Origin of the sequence: Clostridium sp. 1001283B150225_161107_B6, assembly GCF_015556325.1 — a bacterium.
Lineage (GTDB): Bacteria > Bacillota > Clostridia > Lachnospirales > Lachnospiraceae > Enterocloster.
The window spans coordinates 276,109-299,099 of sequence record NZ_JADNMD010000003.1; the positions used below are offsets into that span (position 1 = coordinate 276,109).

At 48.4% G+C, this 22,991-nt stretch carries 26 protein-coding genes; 8 read left to right on the top strand and 18 right to left on the bottom strand.

Going from position 1 to position 22,991, the window contains the following annotated elements:
* Window positions 1-25: 25 nt before the first annotated feature.
* The 7 genes from I2H39_RS09715 to I2H39_RS09745 all read right to left on the bottom strand — a co-directional run bounded on the left by I2H39_RS09715 (window position 26) and on the right by I2H39_RS09745 (window position 6,700).
* Window positions 26-2,002: a sigma 54-interacting transcriptional regulator gene (locus I2H39_RS09715; protein ID WP_138310848.1), complete on the bottom strand. Its 1,977-nt coding sequence runs from the start codon at window positions 2,000-2,002 to the stop codon at window positions 26-28.
* A gap of 93 nt (window positions 2,003-2,095) precedes the next feature.
* Window positions 2,096-2,320 (bottom strand): helix-turn-helix transcriptional regulator, encoded by a 225-nt coding sequence (locus I2H39_RS09720; protein WP_138310847.1) that lies wholly within the window; start codon window positions 2,318-2,320, stop codon window positions 2,096-2,098.
* 297 nt (window positions 2,321-2,617) lie between these two features.
* Window positions 2,618-3,157 (bottom strand): flavodoxin family protein, encoded by a 540-nt coding sequence (locus I2H39_RS09725; protein WP_195626331.1) that lies wholly within the window; start codon window positions 3,155-3,157, stop codon window positions 2,618-2,620.
* A gap of 118 nt (window positions 3,158-3,275) precedes the next feature.
* Window positions 3,276-4,610, bottom strand: a complete 1,335-nt coding sequence (locus I2H39_RS09730; protein ID WP_195626332.1) for an MATE family efflux transporter — start codon at window positions 4,608-4,610, stop codon at window positions 3,276-3,278.
* On the bottom strand, window positions 4,603-5,319 hold the full coding sequence (locus I2H39_RS09735) for a gamma-glutamyl-gamma-aminobutyrate hydrolase family protein (RefSeq protein WP_195626333.1): 717 nt from the start codon (window positions 5,317-5,319) through the stop codon (window positions 4,603-4,605). Before I2H39_RS09735 ends, I2H39_RS09730 begins: the two co-directional genes overlap by 8 nt.
* A 75-nt stretch (window positions 5,320-5,394) precedes the next feature.
* Complete coding sequence (locus tag I2H39_RS09740) at window positions 5,395-5,808, bottom strand: hypothetical protein (RefSeq protein ID WP_178332153.1); 414 nt, start codon at window positions 5,806-5,808, stop codon at window positions 5,395-5,397.
* A 136-nt stretch (window positions 5,809-5,944) separates the two neighbouring features.
* Window positions 5,945-6,700 (bottom strand): hypothetical protein, encoded by a 756-nt coding sequence (locus I2H39_RS09745; protein WP_195626334.1) that lies wholly within the window; start codon window positions 6,698-6,700, stop codon window positions 5,945-5,947.
* A 290-nt stretch (window positions 6,701-6,990) separates the two neighbouring features.
* Here I2H39_RS09745 and I2H39_RS09750 point away from each other — a divergent pair, with 290 nt between their 5' ends.
* Window positions 6,991-7,620: a flavin reductase gene (locus I2H39_RS09750; protein WP_178332152.1), complete on the top strand. Its 630-nt coding sequence runs from the start codon at window positions 6,991-6,993 to the stop codon at window positions 7,618-7,620.
* On the opposite strand, the gene I2H39_RS09755 is transcribed toward I2H39_RS09750, so the two are convergent.
* The 3 genes from I2H39_RS09755 to I2H39_RS09765 all read right to left on the bottom strand — a co-directional run bounded on the left by I2H39_RS09755 (window position 7,610) and on the right by I2H39_RS09765 (window position 8,929).
* Window positions 7,610-7,786 carry a hypothetical protein gene (locus I2H39_RS09755; RefSeq protein WP_171042706.1) on the bottom strand — a complete coding sequence of 59 codons (177 nt, stop codon included), beginning with the start codon at window positions 7,784-7,786 and terminating at the stop codon, window positions 7,610-7,612. The genes I2H39_RS09750 and I2H39_RS09755 overlap by 11 nt on opposite strands.
* Window positions 7,740-8,456, bottom strand: coding sequence for an ElyC/SanA/YdcF family protein (locus tag I2H39_RS09760; protein ID WP_195626335.1), 717 nt, complete (start codon window positions 8,454-8,456; stop codon window positions 7,740-7,742). Before I2H39_RS09760 ends, I2H39_RS09755 begins: the two co-directional genes overlap by 47 nt.
* A gap of 104 nt (window positions 8,457-8,560) precedes the next feature.
* Window positions 8,561-8,929 (bottom strand): RidA family protein, encoded by a 369-nt coding sequence (locus I2H39_RS09765; protein ID WP_002566105.1) that lies wholly within the window; start codon window positions 8,927-8,929, stop codon window positions 8,561-8,563.
* A 376-nt stretch (window positions 8,930-9,305) separates the two neighbouring features.
* Between I2H39_RS09765 and I2H39_RS09770 the strand changes: the two genes are divergently transcribed.
* From I2H39_RS09770 to I2H39_RS09800, 7 genes are all read left to right on the top strand, one after another.
* Complete coding sequence (locus I2H39_RS09770) at window positions 9,306-10,466, top strand: PatB family C-S lyase (RefSeq protein ID WP_195626336.1); 1,161 nt, start codon at window positions 9,306-9,308, stop codon at window positions 10,464-10,466.
* Window positions 10,467-10,479: 13 nt separating this feature from the next.
* Window positions 10,480-11,403, top strand: a complete 924-nt coding sequence (locus I2H39_RS09775) for a transporter substrate-binding domain-containing protein (RefSeq protein ID WP_195626337.1) — start codon at window positions 10,480-10,482, stop codon at window positions 11,401-11,403.
* A gap of 21 nt (window positions 11,404-11,424) precedes the next feature.
* Entirely contained in the window at window positions 11,425-12,129 is a 705-nt protein-coding gene (locus I2H39_RS09780; protein WP_195626338.1) for an amino acid ABC transporter permease, read from the top strand.
* A gap of 11 nt (window positions 12,130-12,140) precedes the next feature.
* The gene (locus tag I2H39_RS09785; protein WP_195626339.1) at window positions 12,141-12,872 is read left to right on the top strand and encodes an amino acid ABC transporter ATP-binding protein; all 732 of its coding nucleotides are present in this window, start codon (window positions 12,141-12,143) and stop codon (window positions 12,870-12,872) included.
* A 13-nt stretch (window positions 12,873-12,885) separates the two neighbouring features.
* On the top strand, window positions 12,886-13,809 hold the full coding sequence (locus I2H39_RS09790) for a ribokinase (RefSeq protein WP_195626340.1): 924 nt from the start codon (window positions 12,886-12,888) through the stop codon (window positions 13,807-13,809).
* Between the two features lie 75 nt (window positions 13,810-13,884).
* Window positions 13,885-14,361 (top strand): MarR family transcriptional regulator, encoded by a 477-nt coding sequence (locus I2H39_RS09795; protein WP_240305265.1) that lies wholly within the window; start codon window positions 13,885-13,887, stop codon window positions 14,359-14,361.
* Window positions 14,362-14,368: 7 nt separating this feature from the next.
* A complete protein-coding gene (locus I2H39_RS09800; RefSeq protein ID WP_195626342.1) occupies window positions 14,369-15,193 on the top strand; it encodes a BtpA/SgcQ family protein in 825 nt (274 codons plus the stop codon).
* A 167-nt stretch (window positions 15,194-15,360) separates the two neighbouring features.
* Here the strand turns inward: I2H39_RS09800 and I2H39_RS09805 are convergent, their stop codons facing one another.
* The 8 genes from I2H39_RS09805 to I2H39_RS09840 all read right to left on the bottom strand — a co-directional run bounded on the left by I2H39_RS09805 (window position 15,361) and on the right by I2H39_RS09840 (window position 22,935).
* Window positions 15,361-16,650: a CCA tRNA nucleotidyltransferase gene (locus I2H39_RS09805; RefSeq protein ID WP_195626343.1), complete on the bottom strand. Its 1,290-nt coding sequence runs from the start codon at window positions 16,648-16,650 to the stop codon at window positions 15,361-15,363.
* A 92-nt stretch (window positions 16,651-16,742) separates the two neighbouring features.
* A complete protein-coding gene (locus I2H39_RS09810; RefSeq protein ID WP_195626344.1) occupies window positions 16,743-18,515 on the bottom strand; it encodes a beta-galactosidase family protein in 1,773 nt (590 codons plus the stop codon).
* Window positions 18,516-18,531: 16 nt separating this feature from the next.
* Entirely contained in the window at window positions 18,532-19,644 is a 1,113-nt protein-coding gene (locus tag I2H39_RS09815; RefSeq protein ID WP_195626345.1) for a glycoside hydrolase family 88 protein, read from the bottom strand.
* A 30-nt stretch (window positions 19,645-19,674) separates the two neighbouring features.
* On the bottom strand, window positions 19,675-20,151 hold the full coding sequence (locus I2H39_RS09820) for a PTS sugar transporter subunit IIB (RefSeq protein WP_195626346.1): 477 nt from the start codon (window positions 20,149-20,151) through the stop codon (window positions 19,675-19,677).
* 15 nt (window positions 20,152-20,166) lie between these two features.
* Window positions 20,167-20,964: a PTS system mannose/fructose/sorbose family transporter subunit IID gene (locus I2H39_RS09825; protein WP_195626347.1), complete on the bottom strand. Its 798-nt coding sequence runs from the start codon at window positions 20,962-20,964 to the stop codon at window positions 20,167-20,169.
* Window positions 20,957-21,745, bottom strand: a complete 789-nt coding sequence (locus I2H39_RS09830) for a PTS sugar transporter subunit IIC (protein ID WP_195626348.1) — start codon at window positions 21,743-21,745, stop codon at window positions 20,957-20,959. Before I2H39_RS09830 ends, I2H39_RS09825 begins: the two co-directional genes overlap by 8 nt.
* A 16-nt stretch (window positions 21,746-21,761) precedes the next feature.
* Window positions 21,762-22,193: a hypothetical protein gene (locus I2H39_RS09835; RefSeq protein WP_195626349.1), complete on the bottom strand. Its 432-nt coding sequence runs from the start codon at window positions 22,191-22,193 to the stop codon at window positions 21,762-21,764.
* A gap of 37 nt (window positions 22,194-22,230) precedes the next feature.
* Window positions 22,231-22,935, bottom strand: a complete 705-nt coding sequence (locus tag I2H39_RS09840; RefSeq protein WP_227146386.1) for a GntR family transcriptional regulator — start codon at window positions 22,933-22,935, stop codon at window positions 22,231-22,233.
* Window positions 22,936-22,991 lie beyond the last annotated feature (56 nt).

The following is a 22,991-nucleotide window of genomic DNA, read 5'->3' on the forward strand; positions in this document are numbered from 1 at the left end:
ACATAATATACAAAATCATACCCTATCACTTTACTCCATATTTTTTGATATACCTCCAAACCGTACTCCTGTGTACACCAAGAATCCGGGCTGCTTTCGTTTTATTGCCACCTGCCTGTTCAATTGCCTGCATCAGAAGCTGTTCTGTTATCTCCTGACTAAGGCTCTCCCGGCTCAGGTCCATCCGCTTTAGACTCTCCTGACTCAGGCTCTCCCGGCCGCCATCCCCACTGCCGCCATATACCTTGTCATTCCCATTTCCATGGCCTTCCTGGCTGGCAGTCCAGTCTCCAATCTGCTCCATCCCGCAAGGCGGTTCATAATTCTCTATCACATAGCTGGCAGCCTCCCCTGATATAACGGAGGAATCGCATATGATACGGACCTTCTCCATAAAATGTCTCAGCTGCCGGGCATTTCCCGGCCATCCGTAGGAGGTAAGCACCTTCTGTGCAGCCGGAGTAAGGCAGCATTTTCCCCCGCCTTCTTTGAGAAACAGATTAGCCAGGCCAGGAATGTCCTCCACCCGTTCCCTCAGCGATGGGATTTTCAGGGTCAGCACGTTCAGACGGTAGAACAAATCCTCCCGGAATTTATGCTCCTTCACCAGCTCAATGAGATTTTTGTTGGTGGCTGCAAATATCCTGATGTTCACGGGAAAGACCCGGTCGCCGCCCAGGCGCATAACCTTACGTTCCTGCAGAACACGCAGCAGCCTGCTCTGAAGGGACATGGGCATTTCCCCTATCTCATCCAGAAAAATGGTTCCATTGTGGGCCAGCTCAAAAAGTCCCATTTTTCCACTTCTCCTGGCGCCGGTAAATGCGCCGTCATCATATCCAAAAAGCTCACTCTCCAGAATCCCTTCCGGAAGGGCTGCACAGTTTACAGCCACAAAGGGCCCTTTCCTCCGGCTGCTGGCATTATGCATGCTCTGGGCAAACATCTCCTTGCCGGAACCTGTCTCCCCCAGCAAAAGTACGGTCAGGTCCGTGTGGGCGTACCGCTTTGCATGCTGGATGCACTGATTCATCTGCTGGCTGCTTCCGCATATGTCCTTAAAGGAGTAGGTTGCCTGGAATCCCTTTATGCCTTTATCCCTGATTTTATGTTCCCCTCTTGTAATGGTCCCCGCATCGTTGAAGGTGATGACCGCGCCCAGTATCTCCTCGTTTTTATATGTCAGGGGAATCATGTCATAGAGAATATCAGCCCCATTGATGGAGCCTGTCTCCTGTATGATTTCCTCCCCGGTCGCCAGTACGTCACAGACCGCCTCAAAGGCAGGAAATACCTCCGTTATGGGCATGTCATAAACGCGGCCGCCCGGATTGGGCAGATAGGGTTTGGCCACCCGGTTCATCCAGGTAATATTTCCTTTTATGTCAACTGCTATATACTTCTCATTGGTGGTATTCAGTATGGTCTTAAGCTCCTCCGCCTTTCTGGTCGCCGCCTTGACCGTGGCAATCAGTTTCTCTGCCTCCTGGCACGCATAGGACAGGGACTTGTCCGTCAGCTCAATGCGGACTGCCGGCAGCCCTAATTCCCTTGCATAACGGGTCTGGATAAGGCCGCCCACAATCACGTCCACCCCTTCATCTTTAAGCTTCTGGATCTGATGATAGGTATCATCTGCATCCACGGCAAATATCTGCCGTATATTTACATTCAGGATAGGGTTTAAGCGTTCCAGACCGCTGAGAAGATTGTTATAGCCAATAACACCGATGTTTCTGCCGTAATGGCTGGCCTCAATCAGGGTGTCTGCCATATCCTCAAACGGAATGGGAATTTCCACCACCGGCAGGTCCACTACCTTGCGGATTCGCAAAGCCGTGGCCCCCCGCCCCAATATGACGCTCACCCCGCGCCTCAGCATTTCCGGAACCAGCTCCGGGTCCCATACCGTGACAATTACGTCCTTATCCAATTTTTTGAATATCTGCTGTGCCTGCTCTACAAAATCTTCGCTGAAAGCAGCGTACCAAATCTGGCTCATGGGAAGCCCTCCGATTTTTTATCATGTAGTTACTAAAAGACTATCTATATAATTCTAAACAACCATTCATATTGCATCCTCAGTATAGAATATTTACTCAAATATCTCAAAAAATTCAGCCATGGAACAGCCCAATGCCATTGTAATCTTTTCAAGACTCATAATTGATAAATTCCGTTTTCCATTTTCTACGGATGCAATATAGGTCCGGTCCAGACCTGCCTTGAATGCCAATGCCTCTTGACTTAATAATCGTTCCTTTCTCAATTGGCGTATTCTGTTTCCAACTTCCATTTTTATATCACCAGAAAACTCCATCGCACTCACCTCTTGTAGGTAAGCGTAGCGGAGTGTGACTTATTTATCAACGGACTATAAGTCACATATATCCATACATTTCAAATATTTTATTTCGTCCGGACTAAACTCGTCGAATTTTTTCTGAGAATTACATTCATCTAGTACTCATCATTCCCGACCGCATAACCACTTTAATCCACTGTTTATCTTTCCTAAAACAACATATCTGGTTAAGGAATCCCTGCATTTACAACCGCCAGACAAGCATCAAAAAATGCATGACGCACCCTGAGGCCATCATGCATTTTATTTTAACTACACATTTCTTCCCATCTCATATGCCTGACCCATGGCCGGGGACCCTTTAATCTCTCCCGCCTGCCATGCACCTGTTCCATAAATGATTCCCTTTTCCCTGGCTCCTGTCAGACAGTCCTGCGTAAATCCCCGGAATCCCTCTATGGTGCGCTCCATCATCTTCTGTTCCGTATCCGCGGCAGCCATTATGAAGTAAAAATCTTTATTCTGGATTTCCGTATATCTGGGCACTGTACGGTCAATCAATGTCTTCATCTGTGCGTCCATGGTGTAAAAATAAACAGGGGTGGCCAGCACGATGACATCTGCCTCAACCATTTTATCCAGCACCTCTGCCATATCATCCTTTTGGACACACTTATGAGTTGTGTTACAGACACCGCACCCTTTGCAATATCCGATACTCTTACCCGCCAGAAAAATCTTTTCCGCCTGGTTCCCGGCTTCCTGTGCTCCCCGGATAAACGCATCACAGAGGGTGTCTGAATTTCCGCCCTTCCTTGGACTTGCTGATAAAACCAATACTTTTTTACTCATATGTAAATCTCCTCTCATTAAACTTTCTTCCAGTATCTTATCATCTGGAGTTAACTTCAAGTCAAGAAAATTTTCACGTTTGGCTCACGTTTGGTCCCTGTTTGGCTTTAGCTTCCCCTTAGCTCAATATCACCTTCCGCTTCATCCAATAATACACAAACCCGGTACAATCCGCCAGAAACCACCCAATGGGCACTGACGCCCATATACCTGCAACACCGATAGAAGGAACCGCAGACAGGACGTAGGCAAGGGCTACCCTGGTTCCCAGCGATATAACCGTCAGAACCACGGACATCTCCGGCCTTCTCACAGCACGGTACAGGCCATACAGCAGGAACAGACAGCCGATACCGCAGTAAAATGTTCCCTCAATCCGAAGATACTGCACCCCCACTGCCAATATTTCGGTTTCCTGTGGCTGTACAAAGATAAGCATAAGCTCCCTTGCAAACACACACACAATGAATGATATCACCAGACAAAACAAGGCGGAAGCAGCGACAGCGCTTTTAATTCCCTTTTCCACCCGGTCATGCCTGCCAGCTCCATAGTTCTGGGCTATGAAAGTGGAAAATGCATTTCCGAAGTCCTGTACCGGCATATAAGCAAAGGAGTCTATTTTCACCGCTGCGGCAAACGCCGCCATGACTGCCGCGCCAAAGCTGTTGACCAATCCCTGGACCATCAATATACCAAAATTCATCACTGACTGCTGGACGCAGGTCAGAAATGAGAAACCGGATATTTCCGCCAGAACCTTCCGGTCCATTTTCATATGGCTTCTGTTTATCCTGAATTCCGGCATTTTTAAAAATGTATACAGGCAGATTCCAATGCCTGACACAAACTGGGAAATAACAGTCGCCGCACCAGCGCCGGCCACACCCCATTGAAAGACCAGAACAAACACCAAATCCAGTCCCACATTCAGGAGGGCTGATATGCCAAGAAATACCAGCGGTATGAAGGAATTTCCCACCGCCCTAAGAAGACACGCAAAATAATTGTACAAGAATACAGCGCTGATACCAAAGAAAATAACCCACAGATATTCTCTCATGAGCCCATAGATTTCCGCAGGTACACATAACAGGCGCATGATTGGGTCTATGAACAGGAATACAGCTGTATTCAGTATCAGGGCCACTGCCGCCACAAGCACGAACGATACAAACATACTGGATTTAAGCATCTTCTCATTCTTCTCTCCAAAGCGCAGGGAGAATACAGCTCCGCTTCCCATACACAGGCCCAGGAGAATGGAAGTAAGGAATGACATCAGCGCATAGGCAGCGCCAACTGCTGCCAATGCCTGCACTCCCAGATACCGGCCCACAATCAGTGTATCTGCAATATTATAAAACTGCTGCAGAAGGTTCCCCGCTATCATGGGAAGTGCGAACCGCAGCATGGTTCCCGTGATGGAACCTGTAGTCAAATCCCTATGCATGTCTCTTACATCCCTCTATGAATGATTGGAATATTTTTCCTGCATCTGCGTCCTCTGGCGGCATGAACTCAGGATGCCACTGTACAGCCCGTATGTATTCCCTGTCAGGCGCATATACTCCTTCCACCAGTCCGTCCTCTGCCACAGCCATGGCCTTAAGCCCGGGAGCCAGTTTTCTGATTCCCTGGTGGTGGTAACTGTTCACTCCCATGGTACTCTTTCCCAAGAGCTTACATAGCGGTCCGTCAGCCGTCAGTTCCACCTGATGGCAGGACCGGCTGTAGGGCGGTTCCATGTGGTGCCCGACGCTGCAGGTACCCTGAAATTGGGACTGCAGGTCCTGAAACAGGGTGCCTCCCATAAGAACATTTATCAGCTGCAGGCCCCGGCAGATTCCAAGCACCGCCTTGCGGTCCTCCCATGCCATGCAAAACACGGTTTGTTCCAGCCTGTCCCGTTCCATACAGGCAGGTCCGCACAGAGCGTTCTTTTCCTCCCCGTATAGGGATGGGTCCACGTCATGTCCACCTGTAAACAGATACCCGCTGCACATACTGTTTATCTGGCGTAAATCCGCCTCGTCACATACAAGCGGCAGTATCATGGGGATTCCACCCGCCCGGCGGATTCCTTCCATATATCCCGGCACCATCCATATGCTGTCCTTATCCTCGTCATATAATGGTATGATTCCTATCACTGGCTTCATGTGTATTTACCTCGTTTCATGTGTACTTACCTCATCTCTTTATGACTGCGTCTTCATAGCTGTCCTCATCTCATCCTATATATCCGGAAAAAATATTCCCCTTGTTACATTGATGAATGTCCGGCCATTTTCCCCCTTAATCTTATATGCCCTCCCGTGCCAGTACACAGTAGACTCATTGGCCGAGATTTCCACAGTACTGCCATCCTTTTTATGATATGTAACCGTAATTACCGCTTCCCCTTTGTCCGGGGTTCCCAGTTCATAGTTCAGAAAACCAGGTATCTTTGAAGCCAAATCTATTTTGTCCCGGGTCTGAAACAAACGGGGCTCCTGCCCCGCATCTCTGTCCAGAATTTCCACACTGGATATTTCATCCGCATCCGGCAGTCCCATCAGAGGTATGCCGCGAAGCCAGAAAAACAATACACACATGATAATCATACAGATTATGGCCTGTAACATATACTGCCTGAAAATCTTCCTCATCGACGTTCCTCCTTGATTGCTGTTATACCCTATGACGCGCGGTTTCATTACCGCACTGTTTCATTGCCGCACTGTTTCATCGTCACACTGTTTCATTACCATGTTGGTTCAGCATCATCCGGTCCTGCCGCCCTTATCATAGAGACAGTATATCACAGACTTCCAATAATTTACAAACAATATCTCTGTTCGTATTCTGATTAATGCCAATAGCCCTGCTTCCCTCATGTTCCAAGTTCTCCGGGTCTTCCCCGCATACATCCACCCCTATTATACTGCGGCAGGACGCAGCCTCTTTTATGCATGCCAGCACATCCCCCAGCCGGACCTCTCCCTGGTCCCAATTTGTGACAGCCCAGGATTGGCCCAGGATGTCCTTATCCAGTGATATATACAGGGGGAGTCCGGAGTTCTTCAGATGACTGCTGATGCACCCCGGTATCTTCAATTCCTCTTCCCTGATTCCAATGACCCGTTCCCCGTCAGTTTCCTCCTCCATACATGGCGGTCCTGCCAGATAGACCGTTTTCAATCCCGGATTCGTATCCAGAGCTGACTGAATCCACCCGCCGCATGACAGGATATCTCCAAACATAGGCATCTGCATGTCCGTATGGTGGTCAAATACCAGCAGTTCAAATTCCCCTTCTATCTTATCCAGCCAGATTTTACTCACATAATGGTAATTCCCGGAGTCCAGGAAATGGATTCCGGAGGGCTCCATAAAGCGGATTCTCTTCCTGATGGCTGCTTCCGCCTCCTGGTCACAGTAACAATTGGTGCCCTTTAAATCTTTAAGCTCCAGCCACACAGCGTTCAATCCCCTGTAAAATGACTGTTTTTCATAGGCTCCTGTAAAATTCATAATGACAATCTTATCCCGTGTAAGCATACCGATTCACCGCCTGCCTTTCATACATGCTGTTATCCATATTCCTCATACTGCTGACTAGATTTATCATACTGTATTAGATACTTCTCATACTGCTTTTCTATGATTGTAGCAGATAGGCTCCAAATAAGAAACTATCTGTGTACAATATTTTTTATAATAATAGTAATTATTATTGATTTTATGGAATTTCTATGGTACAATACAAATATCTTACATATTATCAATTATACGTGGTAAAATCAAACTATAGCCGAAAAGGCAAATGAAACACAGGAGGGGTACATTTTATGGATTCAAAAGCATTTTTCAAATTAAGTTACGGCGTTTACATCATTTCCACCAGCGCAGACGGCAAGGAAAGCGGCTGTGTCATCAACACATTGACCCAGGTCACCTCATCTCCCGCTAGGGTATCCATTGCTCTCAACAAGGAAAACTATACCTTCCGGCTGATTGAGACATCCGGCACTTTTTCCGCGGTCGTGCTTTCAGACGATGTGGAGATGGACCTGATTAAACGCTTTGGTTTCCAGTGCGGCAAGGATGTAAAGAAATTTGACGGTATTGCACAGGGACGGGACAGTCTGTATAACCCATATCCCACAGAGGGAGTCTGTGCACGGTTCACCTGCCGCGTTGTATCCTCCATGGATGTGGGAACCCATATGCTTATAGTGGGCGAGGTAGTGGAAGCAGAAGTCCTGGATTCCCAGACACCAGCCCTCACCTATTCCAATTACCATCTGAAGAAAAACGGAACCACTCCGCCAAAGGCCCCTTCCTATCAGGCAGACACCGATAAGGTGACCGGATGGCGCTGTACCGTATGCGGATACATTCTGGAATCCGAGACATTGCCCCCTGACTTCATCTGTCCGGTCTGCGGCAAGGATGCCAGCTATTTTGTCAAACTTTAGCCTCCTTATTTTCCTTTTTATATAAAATACCCCTGAAAACAGCTGATTCATACCCATAAGCTGTTTTCAGGGGCATTTTCATGTCCTCCGGATGTATCTGGCTTCTGGCAGGATATTTCCTACTCCTGGCCAGACCTATTCTTATCCCGGTTTTCTTCCTTATCATTGGTAACATTACCGTCCCCGCTGACCGGTATGGCGTCGCCCAGATAGGTGGGCTTGGGCATCACTATCGTGTAGAGCAAATCCTTGGGCCTGGCCAGCAGCTCCCGCAAATCCCGCATCTTCTGACCGCCATACTGCCTTGGCTCTGATTCCACGCCGTATGCCTCCATACCCATGGCCTGCGCCACATAAAGGGCGCGGTACATGTGATAGCGCTGCGTGACGATGATGATTTTCTTGACCTGGAAAATATCCCTGGCCCGGTACATGCTCTCATAGGTGGAAAAACCTGCGTGGTCCATAAAGATGTCCCCGGAAGGAACGCCCTCGTCAATGGCGTACTGCTTCATCCGGTTTACCTCGTCATAATTCTTGCGCCCATGGTCTCCGCTCATGAGAAGACGGTCTGATACACCATCCCCGTACAGCTGGATTCCCTTATCCAGCCTGTCCCGGAGCATGCCTGACGGCGTGCCGTCAGGCCTTACGCTGCAGCCCAGCACCATGATGCAGTCCACATCACCAAGGGCTGCCGCATCATCTGAACTGATGATATTCGGCTTTTCCTTCCTGATGATGTACAGGTTAACGAGGAACAGGACCAGACAGCCTGCCAGTCCCAATACCAGAAGTACCTTAACCGCTTTTTTCAGAATCGTTTTTTTATCCATTCCACTCTTCCTTCTCTTACGGAACGCCGACGGGGTCAAAAAAGCCGCTCTTCCCGGCAAAATGCAGAGATTTGCGGCTTTTATTGCGTATGTCAGGTCAATCCTTATTTAACAGCAATTGCCTCGATTTCACACAGAACGCCCTTTGGAAGGGTCTTAACTGCCACACAGCTTCTGGCTGGTTTGGAAGTGAAATACTTGGCATATACTTCGTTAAATGTAGCAAAATCGCCCATGTCTGCCAGGAAGCAGGTGGTCTTAAATACCTTGTCAAAGCCGCTGCCTGCTGCTTCCAGGATGGCGCCTACGTTCTTGCAGCTCTGCTCAGCCTGTCCTGCAATGTCCTCTGCAACGCTGCCGTCTGCCGGATTTACCGGTATCTGACCGGACGTGTAGATTACTCCATTAACCTCAAATCCCTGGGAGTATGGTCCGATTGCGCCTGGTGCTTTTTCTGTGCTGATTACGTTCATTTTAAATCCTCCTTGTTTTTAGGGGAAATGCCCGTACAATATGTATTCCCCATTATATTGATTTTCATTCTCACGCGACATGCGCGAACCCCAAAGTTTATTATATCGGATAATTGAAGATGTTGCAAGATGGGCCTGGGTTCTTCTTTGTATTTTTTACCGTGCTATTCTTTTTATACATTTCCCGCAGCCGGGTCTTCAATAGAAATACCCCTCCCTTTTCAACATAATGCACAGTTATCAGCGCCTGTGTTGTGCACTATGGACAAAATTAAAATTTAGTATTGATTTATTTTGTATGATGTGTTTATAATTAAGCTAGTTAACAGTTAATCTAATTAACAATAAATATGCTTAATACAAAAAGAGGACTATTATGTTATATGATTTTGACACAGTCATCAACAGATGGCACACAGACAGCGAAAAGTACGATGGTTTAAAAAAATTTGCCCCAGATGCCCCGGAGGACAGCATCCCCCTCTGGATTGCAGACATGGATTTTAAGACAGCACCTGAAATCATAGCCGCCATGCACCGGCGTGTGGACCAAGGCATCTTTGGCTATACGGATATTTACGATGCTTCCTATTATCAGGCCGTCTGTCACTGGATGGAAAGACGTCATCACTGGCACATAACGCCGGATGAAATCGTGGTGGATTCAGGCGTGGTTCCCGCTCTGTCCCACGCTCTGTCACTGGTGGCCAGACCGGGAGACGGTGTCATCATACATACTCCGGCCTACAAACCGTTTTTTAATTCCATTAAGAAAACGGGAATGATACCTGTTTTTTCCAGACTTTGCTGCGAACACGGACGGTTTATCATTGATTTTGAAGATTTGGAACAGAAAGCCAAGGACGAACATAATAAAGTACTTATACTATGCAGTCCCCATAATCCTACCGGGCGCGTCTGGAGCCGGGAAGAACTGGGGCATATCATGGATATCTGCCGAAAATATAACCTGTTCATCATTTGCGACGAGATTCACAACGATATACTCCGGCCAGGCGTCTGCCATACACCTCTGGCCAGCCTTCATCCGGACATGAAGCGCCTCATCACATGCACTGCTCCCAGTAAGACCTTTAACCTGGCAGGAAACCACCTGGCAAACATCATCATACCGGACCCCATCATCCGCAGCCAGTGGAACTCCACGTATCACTACCTGCCCAACCCTATTTCCGTAGCAGCTGCCACAGCGGCCTATGACGAAGGAGAAACTTGGCTGGAAGAGCTGAACCAATACCTGGCAAAAACCTTCCGCAATATGGAGGCGTACTTAAAAGCCAACCTCCCTGCAATGGATTTCCGGATTCCTGAGGCAACCTATCTTGCCTGGATTAACATTGGCAGTCTTGGTTCAGACCATCTCGAAGTCGAGAACCGCTTTATCGAAAACGGACTGATAATTGAAGGCGGGGACCAATTCGTGGAAAACGGAGCCGGGTTCATACGCATGAATGTAGCAGTACCCCATTCCACCATTGATACTTTATTAAACAAAATAAACCATATTTTTAACTAAGGAGGACTTATCCATGAAGAAAAGAAACCTAATCCTGACAGCTGCGTTATTTGCCATGACTGCTTCCCTGACAGCATGCGGCGGACAGAAACCTGCAGATCCCCAGCCTGCAGCAGACACCGAGGCGCAAGCAAAGAGTGAGGAACCAAAGGAGGAAACCAAAGAAGAACAGAAGGCAGAAGAAACCGCTGCTGTCTCCGCCGAAAAAACAAGGTATGAAAAAATCCTCGAAAGCGGCGTATTAAAGGTAGGTACAGAAGGAACTTATAAGCCATTTACTTATCATGACGACAACAATGAGCTGTGCGGGTATGATGTGGAGGTAGCAAAAGCCATCGGCGAAAAAATGGGCGTTAAAACCGAATTCTCCGAAATCACCTGGGAAGGCCTTCTGACCTCACTGGACACAGGTACGGTTGACCTGGTATTAAACCAGGTAGGTGTCACAGACGAGAGGAAAGAAAAATATGATTTCTCCGACCCCTACCTCTACAGCTACATTGCCCTTATCACCAAGACAGATAACAGCGACATCACTGATTGGGACAGTGCCAGTGGAAAAAAGACATCCTTAAATGTATCCAGCAACTATGCTTTAATTGCAGAAAAGTATAACATGGACATCACTGCTTCCGACACATTCAGCAAGGATATCGAATTATTATTAGCCGGAAGAACAGACTGCGTCATCAACAATACCATCGCATTTAATGATTTCCTGACACAGAAGCCCGATACTCCAATCAGGATTGCCGCTGTACAGGAGCAGGCCGACACGGTAGCCGTACCGATTCCAAAGGGAAATGATGACCTGGTGGCGGCTGTCAACAAAGCAATTGCAGAGCTTAAGGCAGACGGAACACTTACCGAACTTTCCAACAAATATTTAGGAAAGGACTTCTCCAAAGAACTTACCTTGGAAGAAATCCAGCAGTAACATATCAGGAGGGTGAATGAAATGGATGCACGTTCAATCGAAATATTAACCTCGTCATTTTGGCCTATTTTAAAAGCCGGAATTTCCTTTACGATACCTCTGACATTGATTTCATTCGCCCTTGGAACAACGTTAGCGGTATTCGTAGCCATCATCCGTATATCCAAAGTACCTGTATTAAACAAAATATGCGAATTATATGTATGGATTATACGCGGCACTCCTCTTCTCGTACAGTTGTTCCTTGTGTTTTTCGGACTTCCCAAAATAGGGGTTGTGATTAATCCAATGCCCTCAGGAATATTGGTTTTCACCTTAAGCATTGGCGCCTACAGTTCAGAAATAATCAGGGCCGCCATCCTGTCCATACCAAAGGGACAGTGGGAGGCTGCCATGTCACTGGGAATGAGCTATCCCCAGCAGCTGTTGAGAGTCATACTTCCCCAGGCTTTTAAGATATCCGTACCGCCTCTCTTTAACAGCTTTATTGCCCTTGTAAAGGATACGTCTCTTGCAGCTAACATAACCATTCCTGAGATGTTTCTGACTACCCAGAGGATAACTGCCAGGAACTACGAACCCCTTCTCATGTACATTGAGGTTGGATTTATATATCTTATATTCTGTACGGTTTTAAATTACGTTCAGAACCGGATTGAAAATAAACTCATGCTGACTCCTACGGATAAGAAAAGAATCAAAGAAATTACGGATACGCAGGCCTAGGGAGGTGCCATATGCTGCAGATAAAACATTTAAATAAATATTTTGGGGACAATCATGTACTTAAGGACATTAACCTGGAAATTGAATCCCACAAGACAATGGCAATCATAGGTTCATCCGGCTCAGGAAAATCCACATTGCTCCGGTGCATCAACCTTCTGGAGACTCCTGATTCAGGAAAAATAGGCTTGGATGGAGAAGAACTAGATTTTTCCAAAAAACTGCCGAAACACCAAAAAGCTGCCTTCACCAAGAAGACAGGCATGGTCTTTCAAAGCTTCAACCTCTTTCCGCACAAGACCGCCCTTGAAAACATCATGGAAGGACCCGTCACTGTTCTGAAAAAAAGCAAGGCCGAGGCCTGCCGGGAAGCCATGGAACTTTTGAAGCGGGTTGGACTGGAGGACAAAAAAGACAGTTATCCCCATCAGCTCTCCGGAGGGCAGCAGCAGAGAATCGCCATAGCCAGGGCCCTGGCCATGAAGCCGGAAATTCTTTTGTTTGACGAACCGACAAGCGCCCTGGACCCCGAGCTGGGCGCCGGTGTCCTGAGCCTGATTAAGGAACTGTCCCAGGAGGACTATACCATCATTGTCGTGACGCATAACATGTCCTTTGCAAGAGAGGTCAGTGAAGAGGTTGTGTTCGTGGAAAAGGGGGAAATACTGGCCAAAGGAAGCTACGACGAACTGGTGAACCTGCACAATGACAGAATCACACAGTTTTTAAGCTATCTGGATTAGGGAGGCATAAAAAATGGATGGGACAACTTCAAAGAATATCATCTGCTTTGGTTCGCTTATCATGGACATTTCCATACGCTGCGATAAAATACCTGCTATAGGCGAAACAGTCTATACCTATGAGGACTATCATGTGAATCCGGGAGGAAAAGGCGGCAACCAGTCTGTTGCAGCCGCCAGGTCCGGAGGCAGCGTGACATTGATTGGCAGAATTGCGGATGATGAATATGCCCGCCAGCTGGTTCACAGCTTTCAAAAGGACCATATAGACACAAGCCAGTTAAAAGTCGATAAGGAAGCCAGGACAGGCGTGGCCTTTGTATGGGTGGATATGGAAGGGCATAATAAATGTGTCTGCTCCCTGGGCGTCAATGCCAGAGTGACCCCCCAGGATTTACAATCCCATGCCCACCTGTTTACGGAAGGCAGTATTGTCATGACTACTCTGGAACACAGCCGCCAGTTATTAGATGAGATTACTCTTATGGCCCAGCAAAACAATTGTACACTGGTTGTTGACCCCTCCTCCAAGGACTACTCAAAGCTCACGCCTGAAATTGCCCGGCGGATTGACATACTAAAACCCAATGAAGTGGAGACAGAAATGCTGACAGGCATACGGGTAGAAACAGAAGAAGATGCGGTACAGGCAATACATATCCTCAAGAAAAAGGGAATAAGGATGCCTGTGATTTCCCTTGGAAGCCGCGGTGTTGTCTACGAATACAAGGGCAGCGTCACCTCAGTGGAAGGACTCCGTGTCAAAGCCATAGACACAACGGCCGCCGGCGACACCTTCATCGGCAGTATGGCCGCAAAATTGTCCCAGGGATGCCCGTTTCAGGAGTCTGTCAACTATGCCAACCGCGCCGCTGCATACTGCGTGCAGCACAGGGGGGCGCAAATCTCTATTCCTTTTGAAGAAAATGTATTATAATAAAACTATATAGTATTTTTATAAGCCAAAGGGAGAGAGAGCATGGATAATAGGAGATATTTATTATATTGTGATATGATGACAGAATTGAAACTGACAAATCAGCTGATGAACGAGTATGACAGTCTCCCCCATGACTATGGAAATGCCGTCCTCTACCAGTCAGAGGCCCATCTCATTCAATGTATTGGTCAGAATGACGGCATCACCGTGACAGAGGCGTCCAAACTTTTGAAAAAAACAAAGAGCGCCTGTTCCCAGATGGTCAAAAAACTAGTCAAAAAAAACTGGGTCAAGCAGACCCGCAATCAAAATAACAACAGGGAATATAAACTTCATCTGACAGAAGAAGGGCTTATTGTCTACGACCACCATGAAAATTTTGACCGTATGTCCTATGAGCATAACTCAAAGGAACTGTATGATTTTACAGATGAGGAATTACGGCTATACGTAAAGATACAAAAGCGGATGAATGAGCTCATTGGACTTGATGTGGAGAGAAGCTACAATTATTTTACGACGGATATTTCCTGTATCAATGAAAGGTAATATAAATATGGGTAAATTAAAGGATGTTTTTAAAGCAGATAAACCGATTATCGGCATGGTGCATTTAAGGCCTCTGCCCGGTTCCCCCAAATACGATCCGGTAAACATGGGAATGGATAAAATCATCTCCATCGCTCTGGAAGAGGCAGTCATACTGGAGCAGGCCGGTGTGGACGGTGTCCAGGTGGAAAATATGTGGGATATCCCCTATCTTCGCAGCGAAGATATCGGATACGAGACAGCCGCCGCCCTAGCAGTGGGAATCCATGCAGTCCGCAATAAGGTTTCCATTCCGGTTGGAGCCGAATGCCACATGAACGGCGCTGACTGCGCCATGGCCTGCGCAGTGGCCGCAGGTGCAAGCTGGATACGAGTGTTTGAATGGTGCAATGCATTTGTATCCCAGTCCGGCTTCATCAATGCTATGGGCGCCAATGTATCCCGTATGAGAAGCCGGCTGAAGGCAGACCAGATTCTGGCCCTGTGCGATGTAAATGTCAAACACGGAAGCCATTACATTATCCATGACCGCAGCGTGGCGGAACAGGCCATGGATATCGAATCCCAGGACGGCGATGCAGTTATTGTCACAGGATTTGATACAGGCACCCCGCCGTCTGTGGAAAACATTACAACATGCAAGAATTCCACTTCCCTTCCCATACTCATAGGTAGCGGCCTTAACAGCGGCAATGTAAACGAACTGCTGGCAGCAGCGGACGGCGCCATTATCGGAAGCTGGTTCAAAGAAGGAAATAACTGGAAAAATCCGGTGAGCTATGACAGGACAAAGGAATTTATGGATAAGGTAATTGCCTTGAGACAGGCGTAAAAAGACGTAATCTACCGTTCATATAAGCAATAAATAGTGGAACTGCAATTGGCGCCATGAGCGTCACCAGGATGCCATCCTGCTGATGGCTGTATGCGAAATGATGCGGAAATACAAGAAGGGGAAGGAGCAGACGCTCCTTCCCTGATACGTATCTCTCCGCCTGCTCACTCTAAATGGGAAAGAAGATACTCCTTCGTATTCCTCTTCGGTTCCTCCAGTACCATATCCAAAAACCGTGACAGCGTACTGCCCACCTCCCTGCCCGGCTTCACCCCTGCCTCCATGATGTCATGGCCGGACACAGCCAGGGTCTTAAGGCTGATGCAGTCCCCGTCCCTTCGGATTTCCTCTGTCAGTTCCCGGACCTGGCGCAGCCATTCCACTTCCCTGTCATTGGATTCTGCCTCAGAAAGGCATATTTTAAGAGTGAGCAAATCATCAAACAGCTCCGGCTCCATCTGGCTCATGGCCTGGCGGATTAATGCCTTGGATGGTTTTACAGGCGCGTCCCCGGATGATTTTTTTCCTGATTCTCCCCCTTCATCTTCCATAATCTCCTTATAGCCTACCCTCTTCCCCTGCCACTCCACCAAAGTTCTCACCTTGCAGATGGTATCATTGTCCAGCTTTAAATCCTTCAATATACCCGCTGCCTGGGAAGCGCCGCACTCCCTCAGAAAGGCTGCCCACCGCATATGCTTTACCGCCGGAACCCCGGACGGAACAGGCGGCACCGCCCAATCCCCTGATTCCATGACACCGGCCCTGTGAAATCCCTCTGACACAAAGGGACTGATTCCAGTCTCATACACCAGCGAGATATAATCCGGATGGGCACTCAGCAAAAGCTTGGTCAGCTCCACCTGTATCCGTTCCTTGCTCACATGGACCATATTAGGCGCAATTACCTTGATAGCTTCAAAGGTGTGTTCTTCTATGGAAAAACCCAGCTGGGCAGAAAAACGGATGGCCCGCAGTATTCTCAGGGCATCCTCCGTAAAGCGGTCCATCGGTTCACCCACGCACCGGATAACGCCCTTTTCCAGGTCATCCGAACCTCCGAATTCATCCACAAATCCCCTGCGGCTGTTATAGGCCATGGCATTGATGGTAAAATCCCGGCGCTTTAAATCCTCCGCCAAATCCGGCGTAAACTCCACACTGTCAGGATGGCGTCCGTCAGAGTACTCCCCGTCAACGCGGTAAGTCGTTACCTCATACCCTTCCTTTCCCATCATCACGGTCACGGTTCCGTGCTGTATGCCGGTATCCACGGTGCGCCGGAATACCTCCTTTACCTGCCGGGGCAGGGCGCTGGTGGTGATATCCCAGTCCCCCGGCTCCCTGCCCAAAAGCATATCCCTGACGCATCCGCCCACCACATACGCCTCGTATCCATGTTCGTACAGTCTATTTATAATCTCCTCTGCCGGAGCAGGAATTCTGATTTCCATGTCTGTCTGCTTCCTCATACTTTAAATATTTTATGATTTACATTGCCACGGTCTTATTTTATCAGTTCTTCCGGCCTTTTTCCAGAGATATTTTAACTGCATACCCCGTAAACCGGCCGCTCCTCCAGTGTCAGTCCCTCCACAACCTTGCCTTCCGTTTCAAAGACAATGATTTCATTCCTGCCTTCCCTCAGAAGAGGAGCCGGTATGTAAAGATATTGCTGCGGGCCTTCTGACCAGTAGCGTCCCAGATTAAATCCATTGATAAACGCCAATCCTTTTCCCAGCTCCCGGCAGTTAAGAAAAGTATCTGCAGGACATTCCACACGAAATTCATACCGGTAAAAAGACGGGGTATCCCTAATCCACTCCTTTGTAAAATCCACCTGGCCAATCGTATCAAAGGTAAGAGCATACTGTTCCCAGCCGCTTTCAAAATGCAGGTCCACCATGACACCTGTCCGGATTCCCTTTTTCTGAGTTGGGGCCTGGAGCTTATATCCATAATTCACCCGCCCCATGTTTTCTACCAGAAGGCTGAGTTCATTTTCTTCTACAAAATACAGTTCCAGCTCCTCCCCTGAATTATTCTGGCACTGAGTGCCCTCAAATACCCCGTTAAGATAATACTGGACACGGTCCGATGCCTGAACCGCCTTCACCCTCATTTTCCTGTTATATCCCTTCACATGAGTACGGTACAGCATATATCCATATCCATCTCCTGCCTCCTCCATAGTCATTGGGTAGGCGCTTTTCCTGCACCGGGCCAGGTCATCCACACAGGAAAACAGGGACACCCTGCCCGTCAGGGAAGCCAATCCATAGGAAGCACGGTCCCTGAACCTTGGCTCCCCAGTCCTTATGTTGGGGAACAATTCCTGAACCGTATCCCTAACCCTGTAAAATTTGTCCGTGGGTTCCCCCCACTCCGTCAGGATAGCATCGTAATTGTAGGAAGTAATTTGGGGCAGGTCTGTGTTGCCCCTGGCTGAGCAGCCATTGTAAAAACCGAAGTTGGTTCCGCCCTGGAACATATATAGATTAATGCTGGCCCGTCGTAACAGTTGTTTGACCTCCATGGCCAGGTCATCCGCGTCCCTGGTGATGATTTTCTCTTTCCAGCGGTTGAACCAGCCATCCCAGAACTCCATACACATGAGGGGCCATTTGCGGCCATTTCTCTCTAAAAATGCTTCCAGCACATCCAGATTCTCATCTGACCTGGACCCAAAGTTGGCAGTAGCCAGAACCCCATCCTCAATCAGGCTTCCTGCTTCCAGGGCAGCGTCCCAGGCGCCGTCGGATGTAAAAAGCGGAACCTGGGCTCCATACTTTTCCATCAGTCCTTTTATCTGTCTCAGGTACTCCTTATCATTGCCAAAGGAACCGTATTCATTTTCCACCTGCATCATGATGACCGGTCCACCCTGGGTTATCTGAAGCCCGGCAATATGGCCAAACAACTCCTTATAATAGGAGTCCACTTTACTCAGAAACAAGGGGGTATTGCTCCGCACCTTCATGTCCTCATAGCGCAGCAGCCAGGCTGGCAGTCCCCCAAATTCCCATTCCGCACATATAAAAGGGCTGGGCCGCAGAATAACATACAAGCCCATATCCCCTGCCAGCCTTACAAACGCCTCCACATCCTTGCTGCCGGAGAAATCAAACTCGCCTTCTCTAGGCTCATGGATATTCCACGGGATATATGTTTCCACGGTATTGAATCCCATAGCCTTCAGATTATAAAGGCAATCCTCCCAGTATTCCCGCATCAGCCGGAAATAATGGACTGCTCCTGACAACAGCTTTACCGGTTTCCCATCCAGGCAGAATTCCTCTTTTATTTCAAATGTACTCATACTTTATCTCTCCCTGTCATAAAAACGGAATCCAGTCCCTATTAAGAAGCCGGAACAAAGCTTCCATATAAAAATAATCTCCCCACAGATTCGGCTCATCCACGCCCTTGCCTTCGGCGTAGGCATAAACTCCGTGAAGCAGCAGCCCCTCGCAGTCTTCTTCCCCCTCTGAGGAGGCCAGATTTTGGCAAGTCCGAATCATCTCCTCCCCGCGGCCCCACTGACCTGTCTCTAACATCCCGCAGGCAGCAATGGCCAGGGCTGAGCTATCCCTAGGCTGTTCGTCCCCGTCTGTAAAGACCAGGTCCCAGTAGGGCATCCCATCGGAAGGCAGATGTTTCTCAAAGTAATCCGTAGCCTTTTCGAGGATTTCCCTTTCCTCCCAGGTCATGGGAAACCCGGATACGCGGGCGTGAAGTGGAATGCCATATATGGCCCATGCCTGTCCCCTGGCCCAGCAGGACTGGTCATTGAACCCCTGATGGGTAGCCCCGTATTTTGGCCGGCCGGTTTCCTTATCAAAGTAATAGGTGTGATAGGTGGAACCGTCTTCCCTGACAATACAGTGAATCACATTGTCATAATGCCGCTCTGCAATCTCCCTGTAATACCCATTATCCGTGATATTCCCGGCAGTATATAAAAGCGGGAGATTGAGCAGGGAATCTATAATCAAACGATACTCCTTTTCCTCCCCCAGCGGCCCCCATGCCTGGATAAAACCTCCTTTTTCCTGGAACCTGGCAGCCAGCACATCCGCTGCCCGTACAATCACATCCTTTAACCGTTCCTCTCCTGTAACATTCCAGGCCGCAGTCACGGATGGGCTGTAGAGGAAACCGATATCATGATGGTCCAGCACAAAATGGTCCCTCAGCCGTTCTTCAAAGCTTGCCACATTCTTAAGCGCCAGCTCTTTAAACGTCTGCCTGCCTGTATGCAGGTATGCCATCCAAAGCATACCTGTCCAAAATCCGTTGGTCCAGTCATCATTTTTCTTAATCCTGTACCTTCCCATGGAAGCACAGGCCGAGGGGAAATCCGTACCGTAGCGTTTCATATTTCTCTCCAGCACACAACAGATACGGTCCATCTCCTTGCCGGCCCAGGTTTTCAAATCTTCTCTCATAGCTGTTCCTCTTCATCCTTCAGACACGCTTTAGAAAAATGTCTCAATTCCCACAGAAGGGTCATCCGGCACCATCTGAGCCGTCACCTTTACCCCGGCCTTCAGCATTTTATCCACCGCAGCCTTTTCTTCTTCGTTCATACTGACTGATTTCTTATACTGGACCGTCCCTGGCCTGTTGGACATATTGCCGATATTAACCGGCAGAAGCTGTACGCCCATGTCCATCATCTTAGACAGGGTGACGGGGGATTTGACAATAAGCATTACCCTCTGTCCCTCATAATTTCCGTTCTGGATATTGGCAACAGCCTTCTCCAGAGGCAGGATGGAAGTGTTAATCCCAGCAGGTGCAGCCATGCGCAGGATTGCCTTTTCATTGTCATTAGCGGCAACCGCGTCATCAATTACCATGATGCGGTTTACTCTCAGGCCGGTGGACCAGCGTGTGGCTACCTGACCGTGAATCAGACGGTCGTCAATACGGATATGTACGAATCCTTTCATTCTTCTTTCCTCCTATTATGCAAATATTTTTAAATTATATGCCAGTATCCCCACCAGCACTAACAGCAGTGTCACTCTCGTTGAATTCATTTTCTTTCTTCCAAGCATCCAGTAGGCAAAGAACACAACCAGCGTAGGCGCCAGGGACGGCATAATCTTATCTGCCAGCTCCTGTATGGATACACTCACCTCACCCCAGGAAAATTCATATGCGAATCTGGCATTTACCACAGACGGAATCAGGGCTCCGATGACCGTGATGCCCAGAATATTAGCGGCCTTGGTAATCTTCTTAAGCCGGTTGCCGATTTCGCCCACAATCTTGGCTCCTTCCCTGTATCCCAGAGAAAAGAAATTCTTCATGCAGAACAGACGCAGGAGGCCAAAGCAAATCCAGAGCACCAGGGCCAGAGGGCTTCCCTCCAATGCCATATAAGAAGCAATGGAACCGATGATAGTGGAAGGTATAACATGGAACAGTGTATCGCCGATGCCTGCCAGTGGCCCCATCATACCGGTTTTCAAAGCTGCAATCGTATCCAGTGCCTCTGTCCCCTTTTCATCCTGGAGGGCGCAGTCCACCCCCATAATGATAGGCGCCATTGTATTGTTGGTGTTAAAGAACTGAAGCTCTGTCTTGGCCAGGTCTTTCTGTTTTTCCTCATCAGACTGTTTCCTGACCATGGGAAGCATGCTGTAGAAATATCCCAGGCCCTGCATCTTCTCATAATTCCAGCCCGCGCCTCCCAGGAAATACCACCGCCAGAATACGCTTCTGCTTTCTTTTGTCAGACCATTTACCATCTTACTCATCTCCCATCTCACCTCCTGCGTTTACTGCTGCCTGCGTCGGGACAGGCGCCTCATCTTTATCTGACTGGAAGCTCATGACAGCAAAGGCCAGCCCTACTAACGCCGCTCCCAGTACCGGTACCTTCAAGTAAGCAGCCAGCACAAATCCCAGAATCAGATAGGAGAAATTCTTGCTGACAGGGAGATAACGGAGCAGGATGGCAATACCAAGCGATGGCAGGATGCCGCCTGCAGTCTTGAGTCCGTTCATGAGCCACATAGGAAGGTGGTTCACCACCAGGTTCACAAAATCAGAGCCAAATACAAGGGCCAGAAACACCGGAAGCATACGGGAAATGGACTGGGGAATCAAGCCTAAAAGGTTCATCCTGGCAGCCGCCTCTATATTTCCCCCGTCCACCAGGCGTTCTGCCCGGTGCTGGAAATATGTATTGGAGAACCTGGCCAGGATATCCAGCTGTATCATCAAAAGTCCAATAGGTATAGCCAGCGTCACACCAAATTCAGCTCCCTGGCCGCTCTGGATGGCGAAAGCGGTTCCCAAAAGCGAACCTGTCATGTAATCCGGTATGGAAGCCCCGCCGAAATTGCCGATTCCCAGCACAAGCAGGTTAAGGGTTCCGCCCACCACCAGACCGGTGGTGATGTCCCCCAGCACAAGACCTGCAAAGAAGCCTGCCATAGTTGGTTTTACCGCCCCAAAGGTCGTATTGTTACCGTCATAAAATGCAAATCCCGCATATATCGTCATGAGCAGAATCTGCCACCACTGAATTGTCATCTTCTATTCCTCCCAATTATTCATCATCCGACACCTGTGTCCTGGTTTCCAAATCCAGGCACATGATACCGTCCCTGGCTGCCCGGACTAAATCAGCTATCTCATCCATGCTGCACACATCCATGTCACGCAGAACAGCGTCCACAATCATGGGAAGATTCATTCCGCTGATGACCCTGGCCCGCTCTTTAAGCCCATGTTCTGTCAGAAGCAGCTCCGCCCGGTTATAGGGAGTTCCGCCCCTTAAATCCGCCAGGATAAGCCCTTTCCTACCCTCTGTCAGCCAGGACAGTAAATACTCTTCCAGACGGCTTGCAAAACATTGGATTCCTTCCTCCTCCGTCAGCTCCATGACATTAATCTGGTCCGCTGCCGGTCCCATGACCATAGCAATAGCTGATTTCATCCCGGACGCGATTCCCCTGTGGGAGACTAACAATAGTTCCATACAATTCCTCCATTCCTCTGCTTTCAGCGGTACCGGACTAAATCGGTTCTATCTCAATACTAAAATAATCCCACCGCTTATATCCCTCAATATACTCAATGGTCCTTCCGTCAAACAGATATGTATATCTTCTGGTAAACGCACTTGGCTCCCTGTCTGTCAGGCCCAGAAGCTTCCCTTCCTGCTCAGGAGCCGGAAATACGATTTCCGTAATTTCCTTGGAATCAGCCTGATACAGGTCAATGCCATAATCCTGGCGTATCTTCCCATATATGGACGTGAACTTCTCCTTGTCCATGGCATCCTCCTCTTTAATGAATTCCCCTATGACATAACTGTTCTGCACAAAAATAGGTTTGTCATCCACCAGACGCAGACGCTTGATATGGTAAAACTCCTCATCCGGTCCCAGGTTCAGCTGGGAGGCAATCCTGGGGTCCTTTATCTTCTGAATGTCAAGCACTTCCGTACGCTCTGCCGCATCCTTATACTTCTCAATATCGGAAAACTTTACAATCTTGCCCCGCCTTGCCTTGGATACATAGGTTCCCTTTCCCTGGTATCTGACCAGGTATCCCTCGTTGGTCAGACACTGTAATGCCTTGATTGCGGTTATACCGCTGACGCTGTACTTCTTCTTTAACTCCGCCTCGCTGTAAAACTTGTCTCCCGGCAGAAACTTGCCATTGTTGATTTCATAGAGTAAGTTTTGTTTAATCTGCTGATATTTTGGAATAGACATACGGACCTCTCCTTTGCTCCCTCTTAATTGGTTAATATAATAATCTGTCATTATCA

Bases quoted from the DNA above. Each gene is read 5' to 3' on its own strand.
- I2H39_RS09735 (WP_195626333.1), bottom strand. From the start codon at position 5,319: ATGAAGCCAGTGATAGGAATCATACCATTATATGACGAGGATAAGGAC.
- I2H39_RS09720 (WP_138310847.1), bottom strand. From the start codon at position 2,320: ATGGAGTTTTCTGGTGATATAAAAATGGAAGTTGGAAACAGAATACGC.
- I2H39_RS09760 (WP_195626335.1), bottom strand. From the start codon at position 8,456: ATGGATAAAAAAACGATTCTGAAAAAAGCGGTTAAGGTACTTCTGGTA.
- I2H39_RS09745 (WP_195626334.1), bottom strand. From the start codon at position 6,700: ATGCTTACACGGGATAAGATTGTCATTATGAATTTTACAGGAGCCTAT.
- I2H39_RS09820 (WP_195626346.1), bottom strand. From the start codon at position 20,151: ATGAAAGGATTCGTACATATCCGTATTGACGACCGTCTGATTCACGGT.
- I2H39_RS09750 (WP_178332152.1), top strand. From the start codon at position 6,991: ATGGATTCAAAAGCATTTTTCAAATTAAGTTACGGCGTTTACATCATT.
- I2H39_RS09790 (WP_195626340.1), top strand. From the start codon at position 12,886: ATGGATGGGACAACTTCAAAGAATATCATCTGCTTTGGTTCGCTTATC.
- I2H39_RS09815 (WP_195626345.1), bottom strand. From the start codon at position 19,644: ATGAGAGAAGATTTGAAAACCTGGGCCGGCAAGGAGATGGACCGTATC.
- I2H39_RS09715 (WP_138310848.1), bottom strand. From the start codon at position 2,002: ATGAGCCAGATTTGGTACGCTGCTTTCAGCGAAGATTTTGTAGAGCAG.
- I2H39_RS09805 (WP_195626343.1), bottom strand. From the start codon at position 16,650: ATGGAAATCAGAATTCCTGCTCCGGCAGAGGAGATTATAAATAGACTG.
- I2H39_RS09780 (WP_195626338.1), top strand. From the start codon at position 11,425: ATGGATGCACGTTCAATCGAAATATTAACCTCGTCATTTTGGCCTATT.
- I2H39_RS09825 (WP_195626347.1), bottom strand. From the start codon at position 20,964: ATGAGTAAGATGGTAAATGGTCTGACAAAAGAAAGCAGAAGCGTATTC.
- I2H39_RS09740 (WP_178332153.1), bottom strand. From the start codon at position 5,808: ATGAGGAAGATTTTCAGGCAGTATATGTTACAGGCCATAATCTGTATG.
- I2H39_RS09795 (WP_240305265.1), top strand. From the start codon at position 13,885: ATGATGACAGAATTGAAACTGACAAATCAGCTGATGAACGAGTATGAC.
- I2H39_RS09800 (WP_195626342.1), top strand. From the start codon at position 14,369: ATGGGTAAATTAAAGGATGTTTTTAAAGCAGATAAACCGATTATCGGC.
- I2H39_RS09755 (WP_171042706.1), bottom strand. From the start codon at position 7,786: ATGATAAGGAAGAAAACCGGGATAAGAATAGGTCTGGCCAGGAGTAGG.
- I2H39_RS09810 (WP_195626344.1), bottom strand. From the start codon at position 18,515: ATGAGTACATTTGAAATAAAAGAGGAATTCTGCCTGGATGGGAAACCG.
- I2H39_RS09785 (WP_195626339.1), top strand. From the start codon at position 12,141: ATGCTGCAGATAAAACATTTAAATAAATATTTTGGGGACAATCATGTA.
- I2H39_RS09830 (WP_195626348.1), bottom strand. From the start codon at position 21,745: ATGACAATTCAGTGGTGGCAGATTCTGCTCATGACGATATATGCGGGA.
- I2H39_RS09835 (WP_195626349.1), bottom strand. From the start codon at position 22,193: ATGGAACTATTGTTAGTCTCCCACAGGGGAATCGCGTCCGGGATGAAA.
- I2H39_RS09725 (WP_195626331.1), bottom strand. From the start codon at position 3,157: ATGAGTAAAAAAGTATTGGTTTTATCAGCAAGTCCAAGGAAGGGCGGA.
- I2H39_RS09840 (WP_227146386.1), bottom strand. From the start codon at position 22,935: ATGTCTATTCCAAAATATCAGCAGATTAAACAAAACTTACTCTATGAA.
- I2H39_RS09770 (WP_195626336.1), top strand. From the start codon at position 9,306: ATGTTATATGATTTTGACACAGTCATCAACAGATGGCACACAGACAGC.
- I2H39_RS09765 (WP_002566105.1), bottom strand. From the start codon at position 8,929: ATGAACGTAATCAGCACAGAAAAAGCACCAGGCGCAATCGGACCATAC.
- I2H39_RS09730 (WP_195626332.1), bottom strand. From the start codon at position 4,610: ATGCATAGGGATTTGACTACAGGTTCCATCACGGGAACCATGCTGCGG.
- I2H39_RS09775 (WP_195626337.1), top strand. From the start codon at position 10,480: ATGAAGAAAAGAAACCTAATCCTGACAGCTGCGTTATTTGCCATGACT.